At 55.8% G+C, this 17,133-nt stretch carries 10 protein-coding genes; 4 read left to right on the top strand and 6 right to left on the bottom strand.

Annotation, left to right across the window (positions count from 1 at the left end; genetic code table 11):
- Window positions 1–31: 31 nt before the first annotated feature.
- On the top strand, window positions 32–1,609 hold the full coding sequence (locus tag KYK14_RS06030) for an ArnT family glycosyltransferase (RefSeq protein WP_219157809.1): 1,578 nt from the start codon (window positions 32–34) through the stop codon (window positions 1,607–1,609).
- A 663-nt stretch (window positions 1,610–2,272) separates the two neighbouring features.
- Window positions 2,273–2,818: a hypothetical protein gene (locus KYK14_RS06025; RefSeq protein ID WP_219157807.1), complete on the top strand. Its 546-nt coding sequence runs from the start codon at window positions 2,273–2,275 to the stop codon at window positions 2,816–2,818.
- Window positions 2,819–3,047: 229 nt separating this feature from the next.
- Here KYK14_RS06025 and KYK14_RS06020 read toward each other — a convergent pair whose 3' ends face one another.
- From KYK14_RS06020 to KYK14_RS05995, 6 genes are all read right to left on the bottom strand, one after another.
- Window positions 3,048–4,040, bottom strand: coding sequence for a glycosyltransferase family 2 protein (locus KYK14_RS06020; protein ID WP_219157805.1), 993 nt, complete (start codon window positions 4,038–4,040; stop codon window positions 3,048–3,050).
- Between the two features lie 193 nt (window positions 4,041–4,233).
- On the bottom strand, window positions 4,234–7,311 hold the full coding sequence (locus KYK14_RS06015; RefSeq protein ID WP_219157803.1) for a M16 family metallopeptidase: 3,078 nt from the start codon (window positions 7,309–7,311) through the stop codon (window positions 4,234–4,236).
- Window positions 7,312–7,484: 173 nt separating this feature from the next.
- Window positions 7,485–8,903, bottom strand: coding sequence for an MFS transporter (locus tag KYK14_RS06010; protein ID WP_219157801.1), 1,419 nt, complete (start codon window positions 8,901–8,903; stop codon window positions 7,485–7,487).
- A 136-nt stretch (window positions 8,904–9,039) separates the two neighbouring features.
- Entirely contained in the window at window positions 9,040–10,884 is a 1,845-nt protein-coding gene (locus tag KYK14_RS06005) for an alpha-amylase family glycosyl hydrolase (RefSeq protein WP_219157799.1), read from the bottom strand.
- A gap of 60 nt (window positions 10,885–10,944) precedes the next feature.
- Window positions 10,945–12,822: a glycoside hydrolase family 13 protein gene (locus tag KYK14_RS06000; protein WP_219157797.1), complete on the bottom strand. Its 1,878-nt coding sequence runs from the start codon at window positions 12,820–12,822 to the stop codon at window positions 10,945–10,947.
- A gap of 191 nt (window positions 12,823–13,013) precedes the next feature.
- Window positions 13,014–14,459 (bottom strand): hydrolase, encoded by a 1,446-nt coding sequence (locus tag KYK14_RS05995; RefSeq protein WP_219157795.1) that lies wholly within the window; start codon window positions 14,457–14,459, stop codon window positions 13,014–13,016.
- Window positions 14,460–14,804: 345 nt separating this feature from the next.
- Here KYK14_RS05995 and KYK14_RS05990 point away from each other — a divergent pair, with 345 nt between their 5' ends.
- Complete coding sequence (locus tag KYK14_RS05990) at window positions 14,805–15,257, top strand: ferritin-like domain-containing protein (protein WP_219157793.1); 453 nt, start codon at window positions 14,805–14,807, stop codon at window positions 15,255–15,257.
- A gap of 145 nt (window positions 15,258–15,402) precedes the next feature.
- Window positions 15,403–17,055, top strand: a complete 1,653-nt coding sequence (gene glgP / locus KYK14_RS05985) for an alpha-glucan family phosphorylase (protein ID WP_208309371.1) — start codon at window positions 15,403–15,405, stop codon at window positions 17,053–17,055.
- The last annotated feature ends 78 nt before the right edge of the window (window positions 17,056–17,133 follow it).

The raw sequence follows: 17,133 nt of genomic DNA, 5'->3' as shown, positions 1-17,133 counted from the left end.
TGCAGATACCTTCTAACATAACCTTTCCGCTTTGGCCTTTACTTCCTTTACCGCTGCCAATAAAGCGGCGCTAAAGCATCCATATCATATAGCCGCCGCTGTTTTATTGCTGGCAACTAGTGCCCTTTTCTACGGTCCTTACCTGCATGAACTGCCTACCGGAATTCATACATGGGCGCAGTCAGACAGGCTAGCGCTGGCCATCAATTTCTACGACTACGGCTTTCATTTTTTAACGCCACGTACTTCCAGCCTAACATCTATTGATGGTGTAACAGGGGTAGAGTTTCCACTACCGGCCTATCTAGCGGCATTGGGCGGAGTTATATTTGGTCGCGATGCCATCAGTGCCTGCTTTCGCACGCTGGATGTGCTAATGGTAACGGTCGGCTTCTTTTACCTATTCCGCATAATTTATGATCGGACCGGGCATTTTGTTGCTGGACTACTACCGGCTGCTTTCCTATTCGCTTCGCCCACATATGCATTTTATGCGGGCAACTTCGTGCCCGATCCGTTTAGTTTGAGCCTAAGCTTCATCGGTTATTATTACTGGCTGCGCTTTTTTGAGCAACGACGCTTTCCAGACTTGCGCATAGCATTGAGCCTACTTGTTTTGGCGGGCTTAATTAAAACAACTACGGCACTGCATTTTGGGGCGGTAGTCGGCATCACTATGCTATGGGCTTTTGTAGATATGCAGCTACTACAGCAGCGGCAGCGCTTGGAACTAGTTATATGGGCAGTAAGTGGCGTAGGACTTATCGGCTTCTTTTTTCTACATAATCAACACTTAAATACTACCTATCAGTCATGGCAATTTATTGCCAACCCCAACCCAGTTGCTGACCCGGATGCCTGGCATGCTATCGTACAGTCAATACGTAGGGACTGGTTGACGGAGTATCTCACTCGCGTACACTATTTTACACTAGCGGTTTGTATCGTACTACTGTTTGTCTTCATACGACCAACTTTACGGCGCTACTTACCTCTCACTTTGCTGTTGCTACTATCCATTGGTATTGCCTACCTATTTGTACAAGTGATGGGTGGCGGCCTTGGGGGACACGACTATCATATGATTTGCTCCTTCGGACCACCGACAGTATTACTACTAGTAGTCGCCTTACTGAATATAGGGCGCTACGTAGGACGAATGCGCTATGCTACATCAATCGGGTTGGGAATACTGGGGATTTTTTTTGTAGTGTCTGGCTATAAGCGCTTTAATCGGCGCATGAGTGATAACTACCCACCCTTTTCTCTCTACTACTCACATATCTGGATGCGGGGTGGAGCAGCTGAATTGAAGCAAGCAGGAGTATCACCTACTGCCCGAGTACTCATTCTAGAAGAAGCCGTTAATACCCCGCAGATTTACTTCGACCGCCGCGGCATTGCATGGAAGCCAAGTGATCCGAGCGCGCTGTCGCCTGCTGACTTTCTAAATCCGATGAGCGCCGATAGTCTGGAATACCTGATCATGCGCCCGGAAACCTACGCGCAGCTGGCGCCTATCCATGCTGGTCTGGCGCAGGAATTTACAATAGTAGCTAGGCGGCCGGGTGTTGTACTGCGTCGCCGCGATATGAGCCGTTCGTGGTAGCAGTATATAGATGCAGACGCTTAGAAAAATGACCGGCCAAATAAATTACTACACTACTAACAGGCTAATAGGATTACTCGCAGCAGTAATGCTGCTGATAAGCTGTCAGCCTAAAGATGGCCGCCAGAAATTGGAGGAGCGTGAGTTGATGCACAATAGCTTCGAGGAGCTAGGAGGTTGGCACGGTGAGCGACCAGCTACAATAGTGACGGAGAAAGCACATACTGGGCACTATGCTGTCCGGGTTAACATTGCAGAGCCCTATTCGCCTACGTATCGAGTGCCGTTAGGAACGCTAGTCAAACACCGACCACGACGCCTCACAATCAGCGCTTGGGTATGGGTGCCAAGGTCTGCTGATGATGCCATGATTGTAGTAGCCATCACTCCTCCAAACGACCGAGAACACCCTGTCTTTACCAAAAACGTGTACTTAGCGAATAGTAGCCCAATTCATTTTCAAAAATGGAAGAAGGTAAGTCGCAGCATAGACTTACCCGCTGATATTCACGCCGATAGTGAGTTAGTAGTATATCTATGGTTAGGCTACGCGAAGCAGCCAGTGTACATGGATGACATTACTCTGACGGAACTCTGGTAAGCCAGCTCTACGTATCAAATACAATTACATCAACAAGCTCCCTCTGCTTCTATTTTCACCTTATGAAACGTTTTTTCTTCTGCGCAGTATTATTTGCTTTGGTGGGATGCAGTGATAAAGCAGTTGTTGATGAGAGCACACTCATGACTACCAGCTTTGAAACACTTTACGGCTGGCTTCCTGCCTCACAAAGTGATTTACTGAGTCGGGAACAATCTCATTCTGGACTGTATTCAACGAAGGTTGATCCACAACATGAGTATAGCCTTACCTACCGCTCCACACTAGGTGATCTGCACGATACACGCATTAGCAAAATGAAAGTCAATGCATGGGTCTTTGTGCCCGATGCACAGGCACAAGCTACACTAGTGATTTCTATTTCCAACCAGGGCGCAAAACCGGGAAATATGCTTTGGGAAGGAATTAATCTGCAACAGGAAGTAAAGGGGGAATATGGTCGTTGGGTAAATGTATCGAGAGAACTTACGATACCAGCAGAAGCAGATGACACTAATCGGCTTTCGATCTACTTATGGCGCACTGGCGGCGACAAAGCCATTTTCTTGGACGATGTGACATTGCGGAATGACAAATCTGTAGAGTAGAGGTGTACGTTGAGCAACGAGTCTACTAGTAAAAATATGGGGGCTTAGGAAGTAAGCAAGTCTTATTGCGTCATAATACAAGCAAATACAGATACTTGTGATTGAATAAGCTTTTACCTCATTTAAGTCGTGAAATTCACTCTTTAAAAGGTGTTAATGCTTTAATTTCAACTAGTTGCAATATACACATAGTTGTTTCAATGAATACGTTGCTTTCTGAGCTCCAAAACTAAATAGGGGTAGAGTGCGGAGAACGGGGCGTCGTGTCAGGCGTTACAGAGCCACGAGGGGGAGGTACAGGTAAACCACCATCCGTCTCGCTCACGAGATAAGGCGGGCGTTGCTTCGACTGCACAAACAAGCGCCCTAAGTATTCACCCATGATGCCTAGCACCAGAAGTTGGATGCCACCGATAAATAACACGCTCACGAGGGTAGAGGTCCAACCCGGCACAGCGTCATCCGTGAATAGCAAAATGTACAGGGCATAGAAGGCATAGCTGAAAGCCAAGGCTGATACTACTGCCCCGGCCAGAGTAGCAAGGTGCAAGGGCCGAACGCTAAAGGAGGTCACCCCGTTGAGGGCCAGCTTTACCATCTTGTGTAGGGTGTACTTTGTTTTGCCCCGGAAGCGGGCCGCCGGCGTGTACGCTACCTTCTTCCGCCGAAATCCTACCCAGTGAATAAAGCCACGCAGAAAAAGCTCCACATCGGGGCTGTTACGCACTACGTCGGCTACGCGCCGGTCAATGAGGCGGTAGTCGGCCGTACCCGGCTCGAAGCTCACGCTCGACAACGAGTTCATCAGGCCGTAGAAAGCATTCGACGTGCTCCGTTTAAACCACGACAGCTTCTCGTCATCTTCTCGTTGAGTATATACAATATCATATCCGGCCAACCAATGCCCAATTAGCTCGGGCAATAGCTGGGGGGGGTGCTGCATATCAGCGTCCAGGGAGATGATACAGTCACCGGTGGCATAGTCCAGACCGGCACGCAACGCACTTTGGTGCCCGAAATTGCGAGAAAGAGCTACGTAGTGAATCTCAGGGTCCTGGCTGTGCAACTCGCGTAGAACTTGTTGGGTATCGTCGCGGCTGCCGTCGTCCACAAAAATCAACTCCCGCTCGTATCGGCCCGTTAGGTTTTCCTTGATGCGAGCCGCTACCTCCGGCAGGTTTTCCTCTTCGTTGTAGGCAGGTATAACAATAGAAATCTTCATAACACCGCGCAAAATAAAGAAAGGCAGAACAGATATAGCAGACGAGCAGTCAAGCGCCGCTTTAGCGTCAAAGCTACGAGATATTGGTTGATGCTATGTTGTCATCCAGCCGCTGAAAGGGACAAGCGAGTTGCAAACGAAAGCGCCCGGCTTCCTTGGAAACCGGGCGCTTTCGTTTGCAACCACAGGCAATTTATTGCCCGGCGTCTGTTTTCTCGTCGCCGGCTTTGTGCTTCACTTTGACCTTGCGGCCTTTCTCGTCCTTGGCTTTGGCTTTGCGCCGACCTTCTTTCACGGTGATGTCCGTATCGACGGCCGGTGCGGTAGTGGCCGGAGCTTCGGCGGTGGGGGCGGGGGTAGCAGTGGGAGTCACGCGCTGGCCGTTGGCGTCCAGCTCTACCACGTCGTAGCCCAGCTCAGCCAGACCAGGGAAAGCCTTCGTCCGGTCACCTACCACTACGATGTACATCTTATCGGCGGGTAGGTATTTCTGGGCCGAGGCCAGCACATCCTCCTTGGTCAGGTTCTTCAGGATTTCGCTCTGCTTGGTCACGTAGTCGGGCGCCAGATCGTACTCTACCAGGCGCGACAAGAAGCCGGCTTTCTGCTGGCCGGTTTCATAGCGCAGGGCGTCGCTCTGGCCTACCGAGGATTGCAGGAAGGCCAGCTCCTCGTCGGTAATACCGTTGCGGTAATTGGTGATTTCCTTCATGAACTCCTTCACCGAAGCCGCCGTGGCATCGGCGCGCACGCCGGCCGAGGCCGTGTAGGGGCCAATGTAACGCGTGCCCTGGAAGCCCGAGCGGGCGCCGTAGGTGTAGCCCTTGTCCTCGCGCAGATTCAGGTTGATGCGCGAGTTGAAGGCGCCGCCCAGCAGGTAGTTGGCCAGGTAGGCGCGGTAGTAGTCGCCGGTGGCGTCGTAGGTGAGGGGGGTGAGGTAGCCCACCCGAATTTCCGATTGCGCCGCGCCATCTTTATTGATGAAATAGATGCGGGTTTTGTCGGGCTGTTGGGTTCTTTCGCCGGGCGGAATGGTTACGCCTTTGCGCGGCCAGGTTTTTAGGAAGGCCAATGACTTTTCCACGGTGGCTTCGTCCACATCACCCACGGCCGTCACGTAGCTTACGTTGGGCGCGTAGTTCTGCTGATAAAACTGCTTCACGTCGTCCAGCGTCAGCTCCGAGACGGTGGCCGTGGTGCCGCTCACCGGCACCGACATAATATCGCCGGGGCTGTAGAGTAGGCGTGAATAAGCGTTGTTGGCAATGACTACGGGCTGGGTGGTCTGGTTGGCAATGCCCTCCAGCGTCTGCTTTTTCAAGCGGTCAAAATCAGCCTGGTCGAAGCGCGGGTGCAGCAGGCGCTGCTCCAGCAGGGCCATAGTAGCGGGCAAGTTTTTGGTGAGCGACTGCACGTACACAGTAGTATTGTCGTCGCCAGAATATACGCTCACGGTGCTACCCAGGCGGTCGAGGGCAGCCGAAAATTCCTCGCTGGTATACTTCTCCGAGCCTTCATTCAACATTTGGGCCGTGAGGGCTGCTACCCCGGCTTTGTTGCGGTTCTGCTGCTCCAGGCGGTGTCCGCCCCGGATGGTCATCAGCATGGTCACCGTCGGGATTTCCGTGTTTTTGGTGCCGATCAGACGCAGGCCATTGTCAAACTGATCCTGCCAGATAGTGGGCACCTTCACCACGGGGTTGGCACCGGAGGCCGGCTGCTTGTTGCGGTCGAAGGTGTCGGTGGCCTTCACGTATTTCAGGCCCTCGTACCCGTAGTTGGGCGCTTTGTAGCCCGCCTGCGACACGGTGTAGTTGTCTTTGCCAGCGGCCAGGGCCATCTGGCCTTTCGGCAACACACTCAGAATCACAGCGTGCTTGCCGCGGATATACTTGTCGTACACGCGCTGCACATCGGCTTTGGTGAGAGCACGCAGGCGGCGCATTTCCACGGGCAGCTGGTTGGGGTTACCCTCGTAGGTCTGGTAGGCGGCCAGCTGGCTCACCTTGCCGGCTACGCTGCTCAGGCTGTTCACTACGTTGGCTTCGGTGCTGGCCTTGAAACGGGCCACCTGCTCGTCGGTCACACCGGTTTTCTCAAACTCCGTCAGGGTTTTGCGGAACACTGCCTGCGTGCTGTCCAGCCCTTTGCCGGGGTAGCTGATGGCTAGCATCACAAACTCGCCGGCCAGCTCCGAGTTGCTCTGGTAGGCTTGCGCCTGCACGGCTTTCTGTGCTTTCACTAAGTTCTTGTATATCAGCGACGTTTTGCCACCCCCGATAATCTCGGCCATGGCATCCAGCGCTACCTCATCGGGGTGACCGTGGGGCACGGTGGGGAACACCATTTGCAGCATCGGGAAGCGCACGTTGTCCTCGTAGCTCACGTAGCGGTCCTGGTTGAGCACGGGAGCGGGCAAGCTCTGCTCCTTCACCTCGGGGCCACGCTTGATGGGGCCGAAATACTTCTCAGCTAGCTTCACTACTTCGGCAGCTTTCACGTCGCCACCTACCGTGAGGGTAGCGTTGTTGGGGCCATACCAGCGCAGAAAGAAGTTCTTCAGGTCGTTTACGTCCGAGCGGTCCAGGTCTTCGAGGTAGCCAATGGTGAGCCAGCTATAGGGGTGACCATAGGGGTAGAGCGTTTTGGCAATCTGCTCCTGGGCCAGGCCGTAGGGGCGGTTGTCATAGTTCTGGCCACGCTCATTTTTTACGGTAGCGCGCTGTACTTCAAACTTCTTTTGCGTCACGGCATCCAGCAGGAAGCCCATGCGGTCGGCTTCCAGCCACAGCGCGGTTTCGAGCTGATTGCTGGGTACGGTTTCGTAGTAATTGGTCCGGTCGCGGTTGGTAGAGCCGTTGAGGGTACCGCCGGCGGCCGTTACGGTTTTGAAATGCTGCTCGTCGCCCACGTGGTCGGAGCCCTGGAACATCATGTGCTCGAAGAAGTGCGCAAAGCCCGACTTGCCAATTTGCTCCCGCGCCGAGCCCACGTGATAGGTCACGTCTACGTGCACCAGCGGGTCAGAATGATCTTCGGCTACTACCACCGTGAGGCCGTTGGGCAGCACATACTTCTCGTAGGGAATTACCAGCTCATTGCCTTTGCGGGTCACTTTCTCTACCAGCTTGGCGCCGCCAGCAGTAGCTTTGGCGGGCGCTTTCACAGTAGGCGGTTTGGGAGTCGTGACGGGCGTTTTCTTCTGAGCCACGGCGGGCTGCATAGCCAGCGTAGTACCCAGGCCCAATAGCCAAAGCTGTTTCCGAATCATGTAGGAAAAAATAAAGATGAATTGCTGTAAAAACGTGTCGGAAGATACGAGCTAAACAGACACATCCTACCCCGTAGGGCTGCAAGGGCAAGAGCACGGAAAAGGGCCCGGTCTTTCAGCTATTGAAAGACCGGGCCCTTTTCCGTGCTCAACAGTTGTTTGAGGCGACCGAGTTACGTGCGTGGGTCCAATTCTACCGGGGCTTCATAGGCGGTGGCGGGTAGGGTTACGGGTTCCGCGCCTACGGCGCGCACGTCATCAGCATCATCTACGCGCAACGACAGCAAGCCGGCAATGAGCAGCGATGCGCCGCCCAGCGCCAGCGTATACACCGTTTCGCCGTGAAACAAGTGCTTGGTGAGCGGCCCCAACACTAGGCCCGCAATGCTCTGCGGAATCACAATAAAGAAGTTGAACACGCCCATGTAGTACCCCATGCGGTTGGCGGGCAGCGCCCCGGCCAGCATGGCGTAGGGCATCGACAGAATACTGGCCCAGCCAATGCCCACGCCTACCATCGACAGAATGAGCAGGGTAGGGTTCTGAATGAAGAAGATGGAAATCAGGCCAGCGCCGCCAGCCAGCAAGCAAATCATGTGCGTAAAGCGACGGCTGGTAGCCCGCGCCACCACAGGTAGTAACAGGGCAAAAATGGCCGAAACGCCGCTATACACCGAGAAGCAAATGCCTACCCAGTCGGCGCCTTCGTTGTAAAGCTTGGAGCTGGTATCGGTGGTGTGGTAGATGTGGCTAGTGACGGCCGGTGTGGTGTAAATCCACATGGCGTAGAGCCCGAACCACGTAAAAAACTGCACCAGGGCCAATTGCTGCATGGTGCGGGGCATGTTGAAAATGCCCATGAACGATTCGCGGAAGCCGTTGGCAAAGCCCGCCGTGCGCCGCTTCTCTTCCTCAAATTCGGCCAGGTTTTCTGGTGGATATTCTTTGGTGTTGAACACCGTCCAGAGCACAGCTAGCAGGAAGATGCCGCCGCCAATGTAGAAGGCGTACTTCAACGACGGCGCAATGTGGCCCGGCACCGGCGCGTTCGATACGTTGAACCAATGCGTCATCACCCAGGGTAGGGACGAGCCGATAATGGCCCCAATACCAATCAGAAACGTTTGAAACGCAAATCCGGCCGTGCGCTGCTCCGAAGGTAGCAAGTCGCCTACCAAGGCCCGGAACGGCTCCATGGAAATGTTCATGCTGGAATCCATAATCCACAGCATACCCGCAGCCATCCACAGCGCCGATACGTTGGGCATCACCAGCAAAGAAAGCGAGGCCAGCACGGCCCCAATCAGAAAGAAGGGCCGGCGCCTACCCCAGCGCGGGCTCCAGGTGCGGTCGGAGACGTAACCGATAACCGGCTGCACCAGCAACCCCGTGATGGGGGCCGCCAGCCACAGAAAGGCCAGGTCGTCGGGGTTGGCGCCCATGGTTTCGAAAATTCGGCTCATGTTGGCGTTTTGCAGCGCAAAGCCGCACTGAATGCCCAGGAAGCCGAAGCTCATGTTCCAGATTTGCCAGAAGGAGAGTCGGGGTTTGTTGTGGGTAGCGGAAGGGGCCGCCACGGTGCTACCTGCCATAAAAATTGAACGGGTTGAAAAGTCGCGCGAAATCGTTTGCAAACGCAACTTTGAAGGTACACACTTTACGCAAAAATGCCGGCTTCCTGCCATTGAAACAGGAAGCCGGCATACGGTTTACGGGCGCAGCAAGCTATTATTTCGCTTTTATTTCGAGGATGCAGGCGCTCTGCGGAGCTACGGTCAGCTTCAGATTGTCGATGGGGGGCGCTTGGTTGAGCAGGTCGGTGTAGGTGTAGGAGTTGCTGTCCTCCAGGCCCATCGCCTGCATGGCGGCCGCCGGAATCTGTACCTGCGTTTGGGCGCTCTGGCTAGAGCTGAAGTTGACGACAATCAGCAGCTTCTGCTTATCGGTGTAGCGCAGGTAGGCGTAGAGCTGCTGCGGGTTGTAGCCGGGGCTGCTTTGGTTGGCCTGCTGCAACTCGTAGAAATGGCCCCGCCGAATGGCGTCGCTCTGGTTGGTGAGCGTGAGCAGGCGCTGGTAGAAGCCGCGTAGCTGGCGCTGGCTTTCACTGAGCTGACCACCGTCGAACTTGCCGCCGTTCATCCACTTCTGGTGTTCGGGCACGCCCCAGTAGTCGAAGATGGTGGTGCGGCCGTCGTCGGAGCTGAAGCCGCTGGCGCCGCGGCCCGGTTCGCCTACCTCCTGACCCATGTAGAGCATCACGGGGCCGTTGGCGAGGGTAGCTGTAACGGTCATGGCCGGAATAGCGGCGCGGGGGTTGCCGGCAAACTCCTTAGCGGCAATGCGTTGCTCGTCGTGGTTTTCCAGGAAGCGCAGCATGTTGCCGGCAAAGCCGCGGCTTTCCTCCCGCCACACGTGCGTGATGTCGTCGGTGGTGCCCTGGCCAGACATCAGGCGGCGCAAGCCGTCGTAGAGCCCTACCTTGTCGTAGAGGTAGTCAAACTTGCCCGCTTCGATGTAGTGCTGGTACTGTTTGGGATTGTAAATCTCGGCGGCGAAGATGATGTCGGGCTTTACCTTCTTCACCTCTGGAATCACCCAGCCCCAGAACTCCACCGGCACCATCTCGGCCATGTCGCAACGGAAGCCATCCACGTCTTTTTTAGCCCAATACAGCAGAATATCGCGCATTTTCATCCACGTATCCGGAATGGGCTCGAAGTGCGTTTGGCGGTTGTTGGCATAGTCGACGCCGTAGTTCAGCTTGATGGTTTCAAACCAGTCGTCGATGGTCGGTGTGGCCGAAAACACGTCGTTACCAGTGGCTTTGGCGGGCACTTCCTGGTACTTCTTATCCTCGCCGGGGCCTTTCAGCTCGCCCAGCGGATTGTAGCCCGCCGGTACCCGAAACGCCTGACCCGGAATGTAGTAGAAGTTGTTGCTGGGGCTAAAAGCCTGCGTTTTGTCGTCGTGCTCGCCCAGGTCTACTACCCCCGCCGGCCGCACATCCGACTTGTAGCTGCGTGCTACGTGGTTCGGGATGAAGTCGATGAGCACCTTCAGACCGTTTTGGTGGGTGCGCTGCACCAGGGCTTCAAACTCCTGCATGCGCCGGGGTACATTCACAGCCAGGTCGGGCGCCACGTCGTAGTAGTCGCGGATAGCGTAGGGCGAGCCGGCCCTACCCTTCACCACGTCGGCATCGTCTAGGGGGATGCCGTAGCGGGTGTAGTCGGTCATGGTGGCGTGCTCCAATACGCCGGTGTACCACACGTGCGTTACGCCTAGCTGCTTAATGGCTTGCAGGGCCGGGTTGGTGATGTCGTTGAACTTGCCTACCCCGTTTTCCTCCACCGAGCCATAGAATTTGTTGGTGGTATTCTTATTGCCAAACAGGCGCGTCATCATCTGGTAGATGATGAGCTTGTGGTCCTGGGGCGTTTCTGCGGTGGTATTGGGGTCGTTGGCTAAGGAAGTGGTATTCGGCACGGCAGGTACAGTAGCTTGGGGCGATTGGGAAGCGGAACAGGCGGCCAGGCTAAGCGCAACGGCTACGGCTGGCAGGATAGTTTTCATACGGGTGAGGGGCATTAGGTGGCGTCAAAGAATGCGGTTCTACTTTTGCGGCATCCGTTCTTATTTCTTCAACTCCCACACCAGCGCCGTGTAGCCCGGTACTTTCACCGCTTTCAAATCCGACACAGTAGTGCCTGTCATAATATCCGAAGCGGCAGAATAGCCATTGAGCCGCTCCGCGAAGCGGGTCAGGTCCACAGACTTCTCGCCTTCATTGCTATTCAGCATCACCATCACCGTGTTGCCTTGGTCGTCGTAGCGGAAGTAGGTGTAGATGTTGTCCTGCGGGATGAACTGCATCAGCTTGCCGGTTTGCAGCACCGGGTGCGCCTTGCGGTAGGTGCCCAGCGTGCGCACGTACTCGTAGGCTTCGTTTTCCTGGGCCGTGCGGCCGGCTTGGGTGAAGGCGCTGCGCTTGTCTTCTTTCCAGCCGCCGGGGAAGTCGGCGCGCACCAGACCGTCGGGGTTCGAGAAGTTCTTCATCAGAATCTCAGTGCCATAGTAGAGCTGCGGAATGCCGCGGGTAGTCAGCAACCAAGCAAAGCCCATCTTCAAGCGGGGTAGGCTTTCGCCAATCACAGAGTAAATGCGGCTCATGTCGTGGTTATCCATGAATACCACGTTGCGGGTGGCATCCTGGTACATCCAGTCGCCCTGCAACGCGTCGTAGAGCTTGCCTACGTTGCCTTTTTCCTTGAGCGCATCCCAAATGGCGCCCTGCGATTGAAAGTCCAGCACACCCGGTAGGTTCGACTTAAACCCATCGACCGGCTGAAAAATGTTCTGGGCAAAAAACGCCTGCTGCGCCGTGCTGCCTACCCACGCCTCGCCAAACATGCCCAATTGCGGGTACTCGTCCAGCAGCGCCTTGTTCCAGGCCATCAGGAACTGCGGGTCGGAGTAGGGGTAGGTATCGATGCGGTAGCTATCGAGGCCCGTATACTCCAGCCACCACAGGAAGTTCTGAATGATATAGGTGGCTACCAGCGGGTTACTCTGGTTCACGTCGGGCATGGTGGTATCAAACCAGCCGCGGTTATACAGGTCCAGGTCGCGCTTCGAGCCGTAGGGGTCGTTGAGGGCCTGCGAGTTGTAGTTGCTGCGCGTGAAGGTAGGCCAGCGGTTGAACCAGTCCTTAGCCGGCTGGTCGAGGAACAGGTAGTTGTGGCTGCCCACGTGGTTGAGCACCACATCGTGAATCACTTTCAGGCCGTTCTGGTGCGCGTTGCGCACAAACTGCCGATACTCCTCGTTGGTGCCGTAGCGTGGGTCTACCTGGTAGTAGTCGGTGAGGGCGTAGCCATGGTAGCTGGCCTTGGGCATGTCGTTCTCCACCACCGGGGTAGGCCAAATGGCCGTCACGCCCATCGACTTCAGGTAATCGAAATGCTGCTCAATACCCTTCAGGTCGCCGCCGTGGCGGGCGTACATCGAGTCGCGGGCAATGGTGCGGGCGCGCTCCGTTTTGATGATGTCGTTCTTCGTATCGCCGTTGGCGAAGCGGTCCGGCATCAGGAAATAGATGAAATCGGAGCTATTCACGCCCTGCACGCGGCCTTTGTCGGTTTCGCGGGCGCGCAGCTCGTATTCGTATTTCGTTTTGCTTTTGCCATCGAAGCTCAGCTTCAGCTTACCCGGTTTGGCATCGGGGCCGATGGTGAGGTTGACGAGCAGGTAATTCGGGCTTTCGAGGCGCTGAAAACCGTCCATCGTCACGCCGGGGTAGGCGGCCAGGGCTACTTTGCTATCGGCAATGCCGGGGCCGTGCACCAGCAGTTGCAGCTTGGGGTTCTTCATCCCTACCCACCAAAAGGTAGGGTCGATGCGGGCAATGGGAGCAGCCTTTTTGACAGCTTCCACAGGAACAGCGGCGGCAGTGGCCACTGGGGCAGCGCTACCACAGAGTAGGGCGGCGAGGAGTAGGTGGGAAATTTTCATGCAGTGTGGGAAAAGAAATGCAAGATACTGCTTCCTGCAGAGGTGTGCAGAAGCGCCACTAAAGCCACTGTGGTTCACGGTACCCAACAACTATCAATGGCCAACAGCAACGCATCTGTTACTAGGTAGATGCAAAAAAAGGAGCCCTACCACTCGGCAGGACTCCTTTTTAATACAGTAGCGGCTATAGCTTACTGCGCCTTAGCCAACCACAGCGACGCATTGAGGTGCAGGCGGGCGTGGCTCACGTTCTCGCGCCAACCGTCGTAGACGGTGTTGCCGGGCGAGCCAGTGCCGTCGTCGGCGGGTGAGGAGTCGCCGATAATCACCACGCGGCCCGTGCCGAAGGTGCTGCTGGCCGCCATCACGTTGGTGGTGTTTTGGGTCACGCTCTTGCGCCAGATCAGGCCCTGCACGGTGCTGTTGGCGGTAGGGCTCAGGGTCATGGTAGCGCCGTTGTGAAAAGAAAGCTGCGACACAGCGCCCTGCGAACCGCGCAAAATAGGATTGGTGGTGCTATTGAGCACATTAGGACTGTCCTCCACAATGTTGTCGAGGTTCACCTTGAAGCCGAATGGGTTGGCTTGGACCGAGTTGTTCTGCATCAGATCGTTCCAAATATCGGGCGAGTCGTAGCCGTCGTTGTTGCGGTCTGAGATGTCGTGGTCCGAAATCATAAACAAGCCTCCGCCGTTCTGCACAAAGCGCAGGATAGCCGTTTTTTCAGCCGCCGTGAAGATGATATTGGGTTCGTCTACCACAAATACATTGTAGTTGGCCAGGTCCTGCGGGTTGGAGGTGTTGCCGTAGGTGATGCCCGTACCCGTGGGCAACTGCTCCACAGAGTGCCCCAGCTTCACGAGGGCCACGCCCCAGGCCGAAATAGCGCCGGTCCAGTACGTTTCGGCGGCGGTGCTGGTGATGCCCGAGGCTGCGGGGGTAGGGTAGCGCGGTGTGGCGCCGTTGTCCACGTCCAGCACCCAGTCGGCGTTGCCGGCCAGCTCGCCGTGCGAGGCATCAATCAGAAATTTCTTGCCGCCCGTGGTAGGCGGGGGCGTAGTGGTGCCGCCATACTGCTCCACCGTGATGTTGTCGATGTTAACACGGTTGGTGCCGCCGGAAATCTTGCGCAGCTGCAAACGCACGCTGCCACTCAGGTTCACGGCAAACGAGGCGGTGCTGAGGGCGGTGCTGCTACTGGTGACGGTGCTGCCTACCTTGGTGTAGGAGCTGCCGCTACTAGTGCTGGCCCACAGCTCCCACTGGCTGCTGCCATCGGTGCCATACACGGCGTGCTGCACCGTAACGGCGCCTACCCCGGCAGTGGTGTTGAAGTTCATGGTGAGCGAGCCGGTATTGCGCACGCGCGCCGACTGGCTGCCGGTTTTGCGGTCGGCGGTGGTGTTGCCAAGTAGGGCGTCGTTCAGCGTCCAGCTACCCGAGGCCAGCGTGACGCTGCCGGTAGAGTAGGCGGTTTTAGTGCCCGTTTCGAAGGTTTCGGGGAAGCCAGTGGCCGCCACGTTGGCCGACGTTACGCTGGCAAGCAGGGTAGGGGTAGGGTCGGTGTCTTGCTGGGCGCAGCCCAGCAACGAGAGAGCCAGCGCAGGAGCAGCCAGCCAGCGAAAAGAGAAGTGCATGAAAAGGAAGTGAAGGGTAGAAGAGCGCAAAAGCCTATTCGGCGCCGCGAAACTACAGCCTATTTTTCCCGGCCTCACCCGTTGGACGTTATGCTTTTGTTATGAAAGGCATTATCTGCAAGCGCTTTACAATGTAAAATAACGGATTGATGGTACCGCCTTACCCCTTATGCCAGGGTAAGCAGCGTACCGACAGCAACCATTGCCTCAGCGTCTCTACAGAGCATAAATCGGCTGCGGTTGTATTAGGTGCAAAATTGCGGGCTGTCTCAACCCACCCGTAGTATCAGCCGTTTGCGAAGTAGTGTGTAATTCGATTTTTTCACTACTAACCTTCTGATTAGTATGGCTTCTAATTCCAACGTTTCTAGTACGCTCAACGAGCTGACCGAATTTGTCAACGACCGCATCGAAGGATATAAAACCGCCGCCGAAGACACCAAAGACGCGCAACATAAGTCTTATTACCAGCAGCTGGCCGACCAGAGCCAGCGGTTTGCCGACGAGCTGAATGGCTTCGCCCGCAACTACGGCGGCGCGGGCGAGGACAGCACCACCACCAAAGGCAAGCTCTACCGTGGCTGGATGGATGTGAAGTCAGCCGTAACGGGTAAAGACGAAAAGGCTATCCTCGATTCCAACGTGTACGGCGAAGAATGGGCTCTGAAAGCTTACAAAGAAGCCTTCGAGAGCGGCGACCTGCCCCAGCCAGTACAGCAAGCCGTAGAGCGTCAGTATCAAACGTCGCAACAAACCTATGATAAGCTCAAAAGCATGGGTGGCCAAAGTCATCCATAAACCTTGAAGGCTATTCTCCCGTTGTGAGCGGAAGTCAATTCTATAGATTGGCTTCCGCTTTTTATTGGGCAGAATCTGTAGATATTAGCCGCGCCAACTATCCTGCTTGGTAAGCGGCTGTTTCCTTTCACTTGACTTTCTCTTCATGGCATTTGACCTGAACATGTACCCTATCAACCCCGAGTTTGAGACTTCGGCGGCGTATTTTTCCATGGAATTCGCGCTCGATCAGGCGCTGAAAACCTACTCTGGCGGCCTGGGCTTTCTGGCCGGCTCGCACATGCGCTCAGTGTATGAGCTGAAGCAGAACCTGGTAGGCATTGCCATCCTCTGGACGGATGGCTACTACGACCAGACCCGCGACCAGAACCAGCTGATGCAGGCTGAGTTCCGCCACAAGTACTACTCCTTCTTGCAGGATACGGGCATCGTGTTTCCCATCACCATTCACGATGCCGATGTGTATGTGAAGGCCCTCTACCTGGCGCCCGACACGTTTGGCACGGCGCCCATGTTCTTCCTCACCACCGATATCGAGGAAAACGACTACCTCTCGCGCACCATCTCCCACCACCTCTACGACCCGGACACGGCTGCCCGCGTGGCCCAGAGCATTCTGCTGGGGGTAGGCGGTGGCAAGCTGCTGGATATCATTGAGCGTAAGGTGGATGTGTATCACCTCAACGAAGGCCACGGCCTGCCGCTGGCGTTCTACCTCTACGAAAAGTTTGGTCGTAACCTAGAAGAAGTGCAGAAGCACCTCGTGTTCACGACGCACACGCCCGAACTGGCCGGTAACGAGGAGCACCCCGTGGCGCTGCTCGCCAAAATGAGCTTCTTCGGCCCCGTGCCTACCGAGGAGGTAGTGCGCGTGGCAGGCGCCGAAAACGGGCAGCTCAACTATACGCTCACGGCCCTCCGCTTCTCACGCATCGCCAACGGCGTATCGAAAGTGCACGGCGACGTGGCTAACGAGATGTGGGGACACTATGAAGGCATCTGCCCCATCACGTCCATCACCAACGCCCAAAACGGCACCTACTGGCGCGACAAGGCCCTGCACGCGGCCTTAGAAGCTGATAACGACGAGGCCTTACTGGCGCGTAAGAAAGAGCTGAAGCAGGAGCTGTTCAAGATCGTGGCCGACCAGACCGGTAACCTCTTCGACCCTGAGGTGCTGACGCTGGTATGGGCGCGCCGCTTTGCCGCCTACAAGCGCGCTGATCTCATCCTGCGCGATTTCGAGCGGTTCCGCAGCATTATTGAAAATACGGATCAGCCCATTCAGGTGATTTGGGCTGGCAAGCCCTACCCCAAGGATTTCGGGGCCATTGGCATCTTCAACAACATCATCAAAACCACCCGCCAGTTCAAAAACTGCGCAGTGCTCACGGGCTACGAGCTGGGTCTATCAGCAGCGCTGAAAAAGGGTTCGGACCTGTGGCTGAACACCCCGCGCTACCCCCGCGAGGCCAGCGGCACCAGCGGCATGACGGCCGCCATGAACGGCTCCGTGAACCTGAGCATCGCCGACGGCTGGATTCCCGAGTTTATCCGCCACGGCGAAAACGGCTTCGTGATTCCTCACGCTGATATGCAGAATGAGGAGAAGGTGAAAGATGATCAGGAGGCTACCGCTTTGCTCGACGTGCTAGAGCAAGAAGCTATACCTACCTATTACCAGGAACCAAAGAAATTCCTACAAATCGTGAAAACCGCCATGCACGAGGTAGAGCCTGCGTTCGGGTCAAACCGCATGGCTACTGAGTATTACGAGAAGCTATATAAGGTGAAATAGTAAACCGTAAGACAACAAAAAGCGTCTGTCATCCCGAGCACAGCGAAGGACCTTCTCACGTTTGAACGACGGTTATAC

Origin of the sequence: Hymenobacter profundi, from assembly GCF_019334315.1 — a bacterium.
In the GTDB taxonomy this organism is placed as follows: Bacteria; Bacteroidota; Bacteroidia; order Cytophagales; family Hymenobacteraceae; genus Hymenobacter; species Hymenobacter profundi.
The sequence above is the reverse complement of the archived record's forward strand: the minus strand, read 5'-3'. Positions and strand labels throughout refer to the sequence as shown.

What these genes read in the sequence shown, in the direction of transcription:
- KYK14_RS06025 (WP_219157807.1), top strand. Translation starts at nt 2,273, where the DNA reads ATGAAACGTTTTTTCTTCTGCGCAGTATTATTTGCTTTGGTGGGATGC.
- KYK14_RS06020 (WP_219157805.1), bottom strand. Translation starts at nt 4,040, where the DNA reads ATGAAGATTTCTATTGTTATACCTGCCTACAACGAAGAGGAAAACCTG.
- KYK14_RS06015 (WP_219157803.1), bottom strand. Translation starts at nt 7,311, where the DNA reads ATGATTCGGAAACAGCTTTGGCTATTGGGCCTGGGTACTACGCTGGCT.
- KYK14_RS06010 (WP_219157801.1), bottom strand. Translation starts at nt 8,903, where the DNA reads ATGGCAGGTAGCACCGTGGCGGCCCCTTCCGCTACCCACAACAAACCC.
- KYK14_RS06005 (WP_219157799.1), bottom strand. Translation starts at nt 10,884, where the DNA reads ATGAAAACTATCCTGCCAGCCGTAGCCGTTGCGCTTAGCCTGGCCGCC.
- KYK14_RS06000 (WP_219157797.1), bottom strand. Translation starts at nt 12,822, where the DNA reads ATGAAAATTTCCCACCTACTCCTCGCCGCCCTACTCTGTGGTAGCGCT.
- KYK14_RS05995 (WP_219157795.1), bottom strand. Translation starts at nt 14,459, where the DNA reads ATGCACTTCTCTTTTCGCTGGCTGGCTGCTCCTGCGCTGGCTCTCTCG.
- KYK14_RS05990 (WP_219157793.1), top strand. Translation starts at nt 14,805, where the DNA reads ATGGCTTCTAATTCCAACGTTTCTAGTACGCTCAACGAGCTGACCGAA.
- glgP (WP_208309371.1), top strand. Translation starts at nt 15,403, where the DNA reads ATGGCATTTGACCTGAACATGTACCCTATCAACCCCGAGTTTGAGACT.